Consider the following 13,440-nt stretch of genomic DNA (forward strand, 5'->3'; position numbering starts at 1 on the left):
TCGGATTATTGGGGAGTGGCGACCAGTCGTACCTGCATCAGCTCGATATAGGTATCTTGCTGCACCAGCGCGGGATAGGTGGTGCCCGCATCTTCTCCCAAGAGCAGGACTGTGCGTTTGCTGATGGGGCCACCGGAGAAGCGCTGGGCGGTGTTGCTGGTGGCGCTCCAGTAGTAGCCATGGTAGGTGTCATCTTCCGAGGAGGCGATATCCGGGAAGTAACGGGTATCCACGATGATGCGTTGACCCAGCGGGTCCTTGGCCAGGCTGCCGTAGTGCATCAGTGACATCAGCTCACCCATGGTGGGCAGCCGCCACTGGCTGATGCCGCAGCGTTGCTCGCCATTGAGCCACTGCTGATACGCGCGGGTGGTCAGCATGGTGGTCAGCGCCTGTGCCCGGGCTAGGGCCGCCAGATCTCCTTCGGCGGTGAGCTGTTCGATCCTCTTATGAATATGCTGGTAGGCCGCTTGCTGCTCGCCTGCGGTCGCCTTGAACTGCTCATCCTCATAGGCAAAGGGTCTGCTTTTCCAGGCCGGGCTCAAGGGATCGTCCGATTTGACCTCCCACACCAGACCGGTATTGAGATCCTTGACGCACTGCCAGCTCGGCGCGTTGTCGGGGAGCACCTGACCGCGATCATCGAGTTTGCGATAGGCAAGCTGGGGACGAGTGCGATTCCAGCTGGCATCTTGTCCCGGATAGTCGGCGGGTTCCTGTTCCAGCAGCGGGTCGTTGCCATCGCTGAAGGTGGTGACGCCGGTGACGGTTAGCAGGTTGCGTGGCTGCTGCTGCACCAGCAGGGTCAGTAGCTCTCTTTGTGTCTCTTCAGCAAACTGGCCGTTGCGCTGCCACTCCTGAGCCAATTGCGCCAGCATCAGGCTGATGGCGCGATAGCTGGTGGTGAGCAACTGGGTCTCCTTGGCGGTGGCAAGGCGTGTGCGGGCCTGTTGCTGCAAGCTGATCGCCACCTGCTGTAGCGCCTGATCAAACTGTCCTAGACCTGCGAGGGCTGCGCGGTCGCTGCCCGGTTGCAGCGGCGCGAGATCGGTCAGCAGCTGCGTCAGTGCGCGATCGGCGGCCACCCCTTCGGCAACGCGGCTCTGCCACAGGGTGCTGAGCAGGGTCGGTTGTAGCCGTTGTGGATCCCCTTTGGCGGCCGGATGTGCCAGCAGCAGACCTTCGCTCCTCGGTACGAACAGCAGGGGCGAGTTGACGATGTTGGCCGAACGGCTGACCAGGGCCACAACTCCTTCGCCGCTGACGGCAGGGTCGGCAGGATCACATTGCCAGTTCTGATCCAGATCGGCGCACAGGGTACCGGCGGTTGGCAGGGCGACATCGACCCGGTAGTCCGGGATCGCCAGTGGTGCGTTATCTTCCCCGCCGCCACAGGCGCTGAGCAGGGCTGAGAGGGTTGCAATAACCAGTACGGATGGTTTCACTTCACATTCCTTGATTCGGTCACAGGTTCACGGGGGCGGTAACCCCCGTGGTACAGGATTCAACGGCGCGGGGTGCTCCGGCGCCAGAGGGCCAGCAACAGCAGCAGGGGGGAAGCCGTGCCGCCCCCCCCTTCATCCTGCTCAAGGGGAATGATGCCGGTGTTGGGCAGGGCTTCATCCTTGTCGCAGCGGGCGCCTACTTGCTGGGCGACCCGCCAGTTGCGCAACTGACCGGTGTCACCGGCGCTGGTGTCGTTGATCTCCAGCAGCCAGCGGCCAGCGAGCGGTTCGCCGTGCAGCTTGTCCAGCGATTCGAACGGTACCAGTTCACGGGGAAACTCCCCCTTGAGCCGGGTATGGCTGGCGTAACCCTTGTTCCACAGGCTGATCCGGGTGCCGTAAGGGGAGGTGAGCCAGATCTCCAGCTGCTCCAGTTTGCTGTGCTCCAGATCGAGGGCAACTACGAATCCGCTGTCGATGCGGGCCTTGCTCTCGGGCAGGGTGAGAGTGAAGCGGGACAGGCCGTGCCGTTCATCGCTCACCGCATCCTTGATCTGGCCACCCTGGCCGATGGCCCGCTGCCAGAGCGGTTCACCGATCGGCAGTTGCAGGTCAAGGCGGGTCTGGCGCTCGGTGGGGCTGGGCAGGGTGAGCTGGAACTGCAGCGGCAAGGTGACTGCCTCGCCACAGGTCAGGTTGCTCGCTGCTTCCAGCGGCAGGGTCCAGCGGGCGGTGCCATCGGCGTTGAGCTCTCCTTGCCAGTGACCGTCACCCATGAGCCCCTTGCTCGGGAGCAGGCTGGCGTCAGCCACGGTCAGGGGGCGGCCGCTCTGGTTGGTCAATTCGATGGCGAGGCTCTTTTTCTCCCCGGGCAACAGGTAGCTGTCATCGGCAAGGCGGGCCGCGATGGGCGTGGGCAGCAGGGCGTGATGGCGGAAGGCCTGCTCCAGCAGCTTGCCATAGCTGCGATCCGGATAGAGGCGGTTGGCGGTATCCACGGTGACCCGCGCCAGCTGGGGCATCCGCACCTGCGGGCCGAGGCCGAAGTGGGATTCAATCAGCAGGGTATCGAACTCGTCACGGGCTACCTCGCCATACTGTTCAACGGCCTGGCGCAGCGCGGTGAAGAGCGGGGTGCCCCACAGCTGGTCGCCGTTGCTGCCGTTGATGGTGAGGTGAGCCGGATAGAGGAAGCCCGGATGATAGCGCGCCCGCAGATCATCGAGCTGACGGGGAGTCCGGCCGCTGATCCTGGCATCCCAGTTGAAGACCATGAAAGGCTCGAATTGGCGAGCCTCTGGACTACGCTGGCGCCAGCTGGCGGCCAGATAGTCGCTAAAGCCCTCGCCGATGGCGCCCCAGTCACCCTCTTCTCCCATGTCGGGCAGGATATGGTGCTGCACCGCATGGCCAAACTCGTGCCAGATCACCATGGGATCTTCCGCATCGGGTACCCCTATCCGGCCAATCTCCAACCGGCGCAGGAAGGGGTCATAGAGAGAGTTGTCCTGCTCCCCGGCATCGGTATCGATGGCCAGGGGGCCGCCCATCAGTGTTGGGTAGCCCAGGGATTCCACATGGCGCTGGGCCAGATCCAGATGGTAGTAGCCATTGATATCGAGGAAGGCGGGCTGCTGGTGATCCAGCTGGAAGCCATCGGCATCAGGGCTGCTAAAGGGGGCAGTTTCCGGCGCCGTGCCATCCACGACCCGCGCGCGAGGGCCATTTAGCTGGTAGGTGTCATCCACCTTTTGTACCGTGAGCGGCACGGTGCGATAGGCCCGGTTGTCCAGCACCAGATCGTGGCGCCACAGCAGGTTGCCCTCTTGCAGCTGGGTGCGTGGGTCGAGGGCAAAGATGCGGGCCTGCACCGTAGCCGCTTCCCCTGCCAGCGGGACAGCTTCGGCACGGGTGTTGGCCTCTTGCAGCGTGCGCCCCAGCAGGGCGCTGCCATCGCAGGTGACAAACAGTTGCCAGTGGCTGCTTTTGCTGTTGCCCGGCTGGCTTTCCACCGCCAGCAGGCGCCAGGCCGCAGTCAGTGTGTCGCCATCCTGCCAGTACCAGGGCTGGGCTTCGTCACTGCCAGCGAATTTCCACACCGTACCATCCAGCGTGGCGGTATAGGCATCCACCCCGGCGCGGCTTGCTTCATCACATGGAGCCGCCTGTGCCTGCATCAGCCGGGTATTGTGATAAAGGCGCCACGGGCGACCCTGCTCATCGAGACTGACGGCGGCCATCAGGCCGGCGATCGGTGCGCCATTGAGCTGCTGGCTATAATGCAGATAGTGGCCCAGCTTGCCTTGGCGCTGATAGGCCGGGGCATCACTCAGGGTGACGCCGAGCTGCTGTTCGAGCCAGAGGCGGGTATCGGCCGGGGCGTCCTGTTCGACAAAACGCAGTTCGGCGGCCTGAGTGGAAAAGCCAGCCAGCCCCAGCAAGAGGGCGGGCAACAGGGGTTTCATAGTGGTACTCCCAATCAGCGGCAGGGTCATTGATTGATCCCCGCCAGATGCAACAAGAAGGCAAATTCACGAGCCCGATCGCCACCACCGGCGCGGTGGCCTCCCTCCAGTTCGGTCAGCAGCAGGTAGGGGCCGGAGCCCGTGCTGTGTTCCCGCAGGCGGGCCAGCCACTTGACTGGCTCCCAGTAGGGCACCTGGCTGTCGTGCAGGGCGGTAGTGACCAGCAGGGGCGGGTAGGGGGCGCGGTGCAGGTTGTCGTAGGGGCTGATGCGACGCATCGCCTGATACTCTGCGGGCTTGGCCGGATTGCCCCACTCCTGGTACTCCTGACGGGTCAAGGGGAGGGCCGGATCGCTCATGGTGCCGAGCATATCGACGAAGGGAACCTGCAACACGGCGCCGCTAAAGAGTGTCGGTTGCTGGTTGAGGGCCGCAGCAACCAGCGTGCCCCCCGCGCTGCCCCCCATGGCAAACAGGGGCAGGGGAGCGGCGTCGGGCGACCAGTGGCGCAGGGCGTGACCGGCTGCGATAAAGTCGCTAATGCCGTTCTGCTTGTGGATGCCCCGTCCGTCGCGGGTCCACTGCTCCCCCAGCATGCCGCCGCCGCGCACATGGGCGATGGCGTAGACAAAGCCCCGATCCAGCAGGCTTAACAGCTCTTTCTGGTAGTAGGGGCGCATCGGCGTGCCATAGGCGCCATAGCCGTAGAGCAGTACAGCACGAGGGGCCAGATCTTTGCGCCACACCAGCGAGACAGGCACCCGGGTGCCATCGGCAGAGGTGATCCAGCGCCGCTCGCTCTGATAGGGCAATGCTTTATTGCCTGCGGTGTGCTGGTCGTTGATCCAGTGGCCGCTGTTCAAATCCAGCCAGCGTTGGCCGGGGGGCTGGCTCAAGCCCTGACTGCGCACCAGAATACGGTCGCTGGCCGGGTCATGTTCTCCTTGCAGCCAGCCGGTACCGGCGCCACTGGCCAGCGGCAGGCGCTGGCGTTCATGGCCGTTGCGGTCGAGCAGGGCGAGGCAATCCTCCCCCTGCTGGCGAAACTGCACCACCAGATGGCGATCAAACAGTCGCCACTTCTCGGGATCGCCGAGATCCTCCCCTTTGGCGGGCCACAGGCGCTGCCACTCACCGAGCGGCGTGCTGGCTGAGTAGAGGGCAAACGCCCCCTCCCGGTTGCTCTTAATCACCCAGCCGGATTGACTGTCCAGATAGTATTCCACCCCGCGCTGGCGGGGTTTGACCTGCTGCGGCTTGCCCGAGTCGAGCAGGTACTGCTCCGAACTGTCGTGGTTGTTGCCCTGCAACACCAGATGTTGGCCATCCGTGGTGCGATAGAGGCTGAGCAGCCATGCGGGATCCAGCTCCTCATAGAGAGTCTGCTCCTGGCCATCCTGCCAGCCGCGCAGCTGCCAGGGGCGCAGGGTGTAGCGCTCGTTGGCGATGGTGTAGAGGGTGCGACCATCTTGTGACCAGGCGAGATCAGCGCTGCGCTGTGCCAAACTGGCCAGCACCTTGCCGCTCTGGAGATCGAGCAGGGTGACCTGATAGTCGAGATCGCCGCGCCTGTCTTCGGCGATGGCCAGTGTGAGGTTATCCGGGCTCAGTGCCCAGCCGCCCGCTTCGTAATAGCCCTCACCCGCTCTGGCGGGAAGCCGCTGCTGCACCTTGCCCCCGTGGCGTTGCCAGAGTGAGCCATCCGGGCGCAGCTGCCATGCCTGATCGCCGCGCACAAGCCAGTTGTCTGGCACGGGTTCCCCCGCCGGATGGCTGGCAAACTCGGCGCGCAAGGTTGCTTCCAGCGGCTGCTGCGCGGCGAGTTGCTGCTCGCTCCAGCGATTTTGCTGCTTGAGCAGGGCGAGTATGGCCGGGTTGCTGCGGCTCTCGTCCCGCAACCAGAAGTAGGGATCCTGGCGTACGGGATTGCCTGAAATCAGGTGTGGCTGGGACGGGATCGGCGGTGGCAGGGCCTCTTGCGCCCACGCCAACGGGACGGCCAACAGGGCCGCCATGATTGCATGATGTTTCATCACATCCCCACGAAACGGTAGCTGAGGCTGGCTGACAGGTAGCGGCCGCTCTGGCTGTAGAGGGAGGTATCGCTGCCAGCCGGGAGTCCGGCCACATCCTGATAGCGGACGTAGCGGGTATCGAGCAGGTTGCCGATGGTGGCATTGACCTTGAGCGCCTCGGTGATCTGCCAGTCGCCGGTGAGGTCCAGGCTGAACCAGCCTGCGCTGCTCTGGCAGGCACCGTTGTAGCCAGTCTGCGCATTGGCGCACTGGGGCACCTTGGTCATGGCGGCGGCATAGTTGCCACTGAGCTCAACCCCCCAGTCGAGCTGTTGCCAGCGCAGGGTGGTGTTGCCTTCCAGCGGTGTCTGGGTGCGCAGCGGCTCACCACGGTGATCCTTGCCATCCATCCAGGCCAGATTGGTCGAAAGCTCCCACTCGTCGCTCAGCCAGAGGCTGGCGGCCAGCTCGGCGCCCCAGGTTTCTGCTTTGGCAACGTTGCGATATTGGCGCAGGAAGACACCATCATCGAGGCGAAAACCGGTCTGGCGCCAGTCGATGAAGTTGTAGTAGCGGTTGTAGAAAACGGCCGGTTTGACGCTCCAGTTGTCGCTTTGGCCATTCACTCCCCACTCCAGACTGTGGCTGGTCTCCTCCTTGAGGTTGGGGTTGGCAATGATCTCGAATGGCGGCATGGCAAAGTAGTGGGGAATGTTGCCGTAAACCTGATCGTAAGCGGGGGCGCGGAAGCCGTTGGCATAGCTGAGCCAGCTGCGCCATGTCTCGTTGAAGCGGTAACTGGCCGCGACACTGGGGGAGATGTGGTCGCTGTGGTTCTCGGCCAGATTGCTGTCCGGTGCGCGCAGGCGCTGGCGGTCAAAGCGCAGGGTCGGGGTAAACTGCCAGTTGCCCAGATCGATCACATCGCTCAGCCAGATGCCATCGCGGCGGGTCTCGGCCTTGCTGAAGGGGGCTTTCTGTCCTTGGGTGGTGATGCCATCTTCCAGGGTCAGATTGCTGACCGGTCGCTCGTGGTTGGCCTGCTCCACTTCCACACCGTAGCTGAAGGTGTGATCCAGCGAGCCGGTGCTCAGCTTGCTCTGCAGCTCCAGCTCACTGCCAAGGCGCAGCTCCTCGAATGTGGAGAGGGTGCGCTGGCTGCGATATCTGGGATAGCCGCTCAGGGCATCGTTGCGCAGCAGCTGGCGCTGGTTGGCTTCGTTGCGTGACTGGTTGCCAAACAGGCTCCAGTTGAGGGTATCGATCATGCCCAGATCGTTGGCTTCCCAACTGAACTTGCCGCCCTGGGTGCGCTGATCGCCATCTTCCTGAAAACCGACCACGTCCCAGCTGCCATCGGGTTGGGGCACCGCTTTGGGCCCCATCTGGCGTTTGGCGTGATCCTCGTAGTAGTCCAGCTCCAGCCGCAGAGCGTGATGGGCATTGAGGGGGAGGCGGCTGCTGGTGGAGGCACTCATGCCATCCAAATCAGCCGGAATGCGGTTCTCCTCAAAGTTGGCGGTTTCGTTGCCACGCCAGCCGGAGAGGCGCAACAGATGTTCGCTCTCCAGTGCCCGCACCGCGCTGGTCATGCTGAGCTTCTTCTTATTGCTGTCGCCACCGTAGAGGGTTTTGGCCGCCAGATAGCTATCTTGCTGTTGCAGATAATCTTCCGGCTGCTTGGTATTCATCACCACGGTGCCGCCGATGGCATCGGAGCCATGCAGGGAGGAGCCGGCCCCCTTGGCCACCTCAATCTGCTTGATGTCATCAAGGTCGAAGTTGAAGCGACCCACCTTGTCATTGATGTTGTCGGCGCCAAAGCCGTCGCTGACGCGCACCCCATCCTTGATCAGCAGGATACGGTTGCCACCGATGCCGCGCACGCTGATGTTTTGCGGTCGCCCGGCAGAGCCGGTGACCGAGACACCGGGGATCTTGCGAAACACATGAGTCAGCTCGCTGGCGACCTGACGGTCCAGCTCTTCCTGAGTGATGACGGTGATGGAGCCGGAAACATCGGAGAGTTTCTGTTGTACCCGTTGCCCGGTGACAATGATGGTGTCGTCGCTGCGAGCCTTCTCCACAGGGGGAAGATCGGCCGCGCCAGCGGAGGCACACAGGAGTGCCGGCCATGCCTGAAGCAGTTTGTTCATAATGATAATTGTTTTTATTTAAGCCTGAGGGGCGGCATTATTGCAGAGGCCTGACCACTTGACAATAAATGGCAATCATTATCATTAAGATCTTATGGTGTTGATATTATTGAGTTATTTGTTTTTAAAAAAGAGGCTCCCGCGCGAAGCGGGAGCGGGGGGATCAGGGCTTGAGCAGTTGCAGTGACTCTTCTGCTGCCTTGCCTTGAGAGAGGGTGATATCGACCCGGCGGTTCGCCTGGCGATGTTCGGGGGTGTCATTGGCAAAGCGGGGTTGGGTGTCGGCAACACCCTGAGCGATGACTCGTCTGGCATCGAGCTGGGGATTGGTCAGCATGGTCTGCACGATGGAAGAGGCCCGCAGCACCGAGAGCTCCCAGTTGTTGCGATAGAGCTCCACCGGCGCCTGGGAGTTGTCGGTATGACCGGTGACCACTACCTGCCCCGGGATGTTGGCCAAAATGCCGGCGATCTTGTTGACCAGCGGGATGAACTGGGGCTGAAGGAACGCCGAATCGGCGGGAAACAGCGCCTTCTCGCCGATGCGGATCACCAGCTGGCTGCCAAGCTGCTCGACCTCGAGATCCTTCGATTCGATCTGGGCCTTGAGTTGCTGCTCCAGCTTCTGCTTGGTCACCTGCACCCACTCCTGCTCCTTGGTCTTGTGGGGCCAGGCTTCGGTGGCGCTCGGTTTTTCCGAGGCACCTATGGTCTCGTTGAAGGGGTCCGATGCCGCCATGGGGGCATCTTTTTCCAGTACAGTCTCTTCTTTCGGGCTGCTCGGCGTGGTCTTCGATTCCGGCTCGAGAATCCCTGTTCCCCCCTGCATCAAGGGTGAGCCGGCAGGCGGGGAGATGAGGCCGATTTTACCCAGCGACTCGATAAAGCCCTGGATAAGCACCCGGGTTTCGGACTGCTTGGCCATGGCAAAGGAGTAGAGCACCACAAACAGGGCGAACAGCAGGGTCATGAAGTCGGCATAGGAGACCAGCCAGCGTTCATGGTTCTCCGGTGCTTCAGCCTTTTTCTTTTTGGCCACCGTGACCTCCCAGATAAGGTTCGAGGGTAACTTGCAGGCGCGCTTGGGATTCGCCATCAACGATGCAGAGAATGCCGGTCAGGGTCATCTCCTTGTAGTGGCGGATCTGGTGGGCAAACCCTTTGTAGCGGTTGCCGAACGGCAAGAAGATCAGGTTGGCTGCGGATACCCCGTAGATGGTAGCGATAAAGGCCACCGCGATGGCGCCGCCCAGCTTGTCGGGGGCATCTAGCAGACCCATGGCGTGGATCAGGCCAAATACCGCCCCGACGATCCCCATGGTCGGGCAGTAGCCGCCCATGGCTTCGTAGAATTTGACCGTCTGTTCGAGATCTTCCTGCTCGAACTCGATCTCGTTCTCCAGCACCTCGTGTATCTTGGTCTTTTCGTAACCATCAACCATCATCTGCACCCCTTTCTTCAGGAAAGGATCCTTGATCTCGTCGATCATCCCTTCCAGCGCCAGCATGCCGCTGCGGCGGGCGTTGCCTGCCAGGGTCTCCAGCAACTGGGCCTGTTCATGCATATCGAGCTTGAGGGGGGAGAGCAGCCATTTGAAACGCTTCATGGTGCTGCCGACGACGGAGAAAGGGAACTGGGTCAGCGCAGCACCTATGGTGCCACCGATCACAATGAGGAATGCGGGCAGATCGAGCAGTGCACTGGGGTGCCCCCCCTCGATCATGTTGCCGCCAAGGATGGCGATCAACGCCAGCACCAAGCCAATCAAGCTCATTTTTTACACGTCCCTGTATGGTGATAATCGCTAGTGTAGCTAGTTAAGTATCAGTTTTTCAAAATGATATCCAATCGCTGAGCAATTAATCGGCGTGGTATGTGGCAACGGGTGTGGCGCACAACGCTGGGGGTGCTGAGTGCTGTTATGGCATCTGTGGCTAGAGACTGATCCCATAAGAGCAAGGAGCGAAACAAGCAGTGCGCAATCATCCAGATCCGGGAATCCATGTCGCCCAATAAAGAGCTTCTCCTCTCGGGACCATGTCCTAGTGATTAGGTGAACGTGCTTATAAAGAAGGCGACCATAAGGTCGCCTTCTTGTTTCGTATTTTGCAGAGCATGGTTCGATGCCAGAGTGGCTATCAGAGCACCATGGCGGCAATCCAGCCGAAGATCACCAGCGGGATGTTGTAGTGAATAAAGGTGGGCACCACGCTGTCCCAGATATGGTCATGCTGGCCATCGGCGTTGAGGCCGGAGGTGGGGCCCAGAGTTGAATCAGATGCAGGTGAACCCGCATCCCCCAGCGCGCCTGCGGTACCGACCAGGGCGATGATCGCCATCGGTGAGAAGCCGAGCTGCAGACAGAGCGGCACATAGATGGTAGCGATGATGGGCACGGTGGAGAAGGAGGAGCCGATCCCCATGGTGATGAGCAGGCCAACCAGCAGCATCAGGAAGGCGGCGATCCCCTTGTGCTGACCGATGCCGGAGGCGACCACCTGAACCAGAGAGTCGACCCCGTGGGTCGCCTTCATCACAGCGGCAAAACCGGCGGCGGAGATCATGATGAAGCCGATCAGCGACATCATCCGCACCCCCTGGGTGAAGGCATCCTGGCTTTCGCGAAACTTGATGACGCCGCCGCAGGTGAAGATGACAAAACCGGCTAGCGCACCCAGTACGATGCTGTTGGTCATCAGTTGCAGCCCCAGCGCTACGCCAATGGCCAGCAGGGCCACCCAGATGTGGGTGAGGTTGAGCTCGACCGCTTCGGGCTCGGCATCCAGGATCTTGGCCAGATCGTACTGGCGCGGTTTGCGATAGCTGATGAATACCGCAATCAGCAGGCCCAGTACCATACCGGCAACCGGAATGGCCATCGCCAGCGGGATCTGGCTGGTGGTGATGGGCACGCCGTTATCGATCAGGTTCTTGGCCAGAATGTTATTCAGGAAGATGCCACCAAAGCCGACCGGCAGCACCATATAGGTGGCGGTCAGGCCAAAGGTGATGACACAGGCCACCTGACGACGGTCGATCTGCATCTGCGCCATCACATGCAGCAGCGGCGGGATCAGGATGGGAATAAAAGCGATGTGAACCGGGATCAGGTTCTGGGACGAGATAGCCACGGCCAGCACGGAAGAGAGCAGCAGGGTTTTGACCCACATGATGCGGGTCGAGCTGGCATCCTTGCCCAACTGGCTGATCACCTTGCGGGCCAGCAGGTCGGTGATCCCGGAGCGGGAGATGGCAACTGCAAAGGCGCCCAGCATGGCGTAGGAGAGGGCAATCTCGGCGCCACCGCCCAGGCCACCGCTGAAGGTGGTGAGGGTATCTGTCAACGACAACCCGCCCACCAGACCGCCCGCAATGGCACCCAGCGCCAGCGAGACCACCACATTGATCCGCAGCAGACTGAGCACTAGCATCAGCCCGACCGCGATAACAACTGGATTCATTTGATTTCCTTATAGTTTGTTATTGCTGTCTGTCATGTGAAGGGGAGTTAGTTTGCGAAAAATGTGACAAATGTCGAGAAAAAAATCAGTCAAACCCCTCATATTGCAGCAGCATGTGGCACAAGGTTGCTCAACCTGAGGGTTTGTGACCTACTTGACTCCGTGTGTCCCGTGCGCAGCGGTGGATAGTGACCTTGATAGCGATTTCCGGTGCGCTGTGCAATCAATCACTTCCCCAAAAAGCGAAGGCTGCCAGTGGCAGCCTTCATCCGTTTATTCTTGTCCCTCATCATCGGTAGGGGCATCGGTTGTGTCATCATCCGGATGCGCAGGCGGCCAACCCCCCATGCTCTTCCAGCGGTTAACGATATGACAGAACAGCTCTGTGGTGCGTTCGGTGTCATAGAGGGCAGAGTGCGCCTCTTTATTGTCAAACGGGATGCGGGCGCTCTGGCACGCTTTGGCCAGCACGGTCTGCCCCAGCGCCAATCCGGAGAGAGCAGCGGTGTCGAAGGTGGCAAACGGGTGGAACGGATTGCGCTTGAGGCCAGCGCGCTCGGCGGCAGCCATCACGAAGCCGTGATCAAAGGTGGCGTTGTGGGCCACTATGATGGCGCGGCCGCAATCCTGCTCCTTCATCCCCTTGCGGATCCCCTTGAAGATCTCGGTCAGCGCCTCTTTTTCCGAGACAGCGCCACGCAACGGGTTGTAGGGGTCGATGCCGGTGAACTCCAGCGCGGCCTTTTCCAGGTTGGCCCCTTCGAAGGGCTCGACATGAAAGTGGAATATGTGATCGGGAACGAGCCAGCCCTGCTCATCCATTTTCAGGGTGTAAGCCGCGATTTCGAGCAGGGCATCGGTCTTGGCGTTGAACCCGGCTGTTTCAACATCGATGACGACGGGGTAAAAACCACGAAAACGGCCCTTGAGGGTATGAACTGCGTCGGTCATGGGATCTCGGTCGGGATAAAATGAGGCGGCATTATGGCAAAAAAGCACAGGCTTGTCCTCCCATCCCATTACAGGAAGCCGCTGCAGGATGGCGCAGGCTTCAGTATCTGTGCAGCCACCAGCGAGCGGCAATCAGCGCTGTGACAGTGCCAAGCAGGGCACTGGCCAGCACATCCACCGGCCAGTGCATGCCGAGTACCATGCGCGACAGGCCAACCCCCAAGGCCCACAGTGGTAGCAGCCAGACGCCAGCCGGGGCGCGGGCCAGCCAGATCAGGCCGAAGAACTGGGCCAGACTGATGGCGGCGATGCTGTGGCCGGAGGGGAAGGCGTAATTGACCTCCTTTTGCCAGTGGTGGCCGAGCCATTCTGGAAGGGCCAGCAACTGGCTGGCGGCATGAACCTGTTCACTGCGCACATTGATGCTACTGGCGTAGAAGTGCTTGATGGCCGGGATCAGCGACTGACTCTCAAGCCAGAGCAGATAGGGTCTGGGCTCTTCGGTCAGGTGTTTGATCAGGCTCTTGAGCACCCAGTCGCTGGCGAGCAGGGCTGCCAGCGCACACCCCAGTGCAATGAAGGGGGACAGCTCCAGTTTGAGTTTGTAGCGGGTCAGCAACAGCAAGAGGGCGCCACTGACCCCGATCCCGGGAATATCGACCATGCGGGTGAGGGCGTATGACCACCATAGCCAGCCTGATTGAAGTGAACCGGTCAGAAAAGGCTGCCAGGGCAATGTGGCGAGTAGTAACAGGGGCAGGATTAACAGGGCTGTGAAGCCAAGCACCTGACTGCGGGTGAGTGAGGCGGTTGACATTGGGAGCGGCGGAGCGTGTGGCGGCATGGTGGGTATGGGCGATCGCGAAAAAAGAGGGGCATTGTGCCACCGTGACATGCCCGGACAAAGCCGAGCAGCACGTTTGTTACCTCTGCTTACACATTTGTG

Annotated in this window: 9 protein-coding genes; all 9 read right to left on the minus strand. The window is 61.2% G+C overall.

Going from position 1 to position 13,440, the window contains the following annotated elements; all coding sequences use genetic code 11:
* Positions 1-5: 5 nt before the first annotated feature.
* The 9 genes from G5182_RS00310 to G5182_RS00350 all read right to left on the minus strand — a co-directional run bounded on the left by G5182_RS00310 (position 6) and on the right by G5182_RS00350 (position 13,338).
* Entirely contained in the window at positions 6-1,445 is a 1,440-nt protein-coding gene (locus G5182_RS00310) for a DUF1566 domain-containing protein (protein WP_421254053.1), read from the minus strand.
* Positions 1,446-1,504: 59 nt separating this feature from the next.
* A complete protein-coding gene (locus G5182_RS00315; protein WP_421254054.1) occupies positions 1,505-3,940 on the minus strand; it encodes a proprotein convertase P-domain-containing protein in 2,436 nt (811 codons plus the stop codon).
* Complete coding sequence (locus G5182_RS00320) at positions 3,937-5,943, minus strand: prolyl oligopeptidase family serine peptidase (RefSeq protein WP_421254055.1); 2,007 nt, start codon at positions 5,941-5,943, stop codon at positions 3,937-3,939. The genes G5182_RS00315 and G5182_RS00320 overlap by 4 nt, the downstream gene beginning before the upstream one ends.
* On the minus strand, positions 5,943-8,081 hold the full coding sequence (locus G5182_RS00325; protein ID WP_236095579.1) for a TonB-dependent hemoglobin/transferrin/lactoferrin family receptor: 2,139 nt from the start codon (positions 8,079-8,081) through the stop codon (positions 5,943-5,945). The genes G5182_RS00320 and G5182_RS00325 overlap by 1 nt, the downstream gene beginning before the upstream one ends.
* Before the next feature lie 163 nt (positions 8,082-8,244).
* Positions 8,245-9,120 (minus strand): flagellar motor protein MotB, encoded by an 876-nt coding sequence (locus G5182_RS00330; protein WP_101529948.1) that lies wholly within the window; start codon positions 9,118-9,120, stop codon positions 8,245-8,247.
* The gene (locus G5182_RS00335; protein ID WP_042056089.1) at positions 9,098-9,856 is read right to left on the minus strand and encodes a flagellar motor protein; all 759 of its coding nucleotides are present in this window, start codon (positions 9,854-9,856) and stop codon (positions 9,098-9,100) included. The genes G5182_RS00330 and G5182_RS00335 overlap by 23 nt, the downstream gene beginning before the upstream one ends.
* Before the next feature lie 364 nt (positions 9,857-10,220).
* Positions 10,221-11,543 (minus strand): Na+/H+ antiporter family protein, encoded by a 1,323-nt coding sequence (locus G5182_RS00340; RefSeq protein ID WP_005344933.1) that lies wholly within the window; start codon positions 11,541-11,543, stop codon positions 10,221-10,223.
* Between the two features lie 273 nt (positions 11,544-11,816).
* Positions 11,817-12,494 carry a ribonuclease T gene (gene rnt, locus G5182_RS00345; RefSeq protein ID WP_216953912.1) on the minus strand — a complete coding sequence of 226 codons (678 nt, stop codon included), beginning with the start codon at positions 12,492-12,494 and terminating at the stop codon, positions 11,817-11,819.
* A gap of 100 nt (positions 12,495-12,594) precedes the next feature.
* Entirely contained in the window at positions 12,595-13,338 is a 744-nt protein-coding gene (locus tag G5182_RS00350; RefSeq protein WP_421231462.1) for a phosphatase PAP2 family protein, read from the minus strand.
* Between the last annotated feature and the right edge of the window lie 102 nt (positions 13,339-13,440).

The sequence above is a fragment of the Aeromonas sp. 600948 genome (genome assembly GCF_049174875.1).
GTDB classification, from domain to species: domain Bacteria; phylum Pseudomonadota; class Gammaproteobacteria; order Enterobacterales; family Aeromonadaceae; genus Aeromonas; species Aeromonas veronii_A.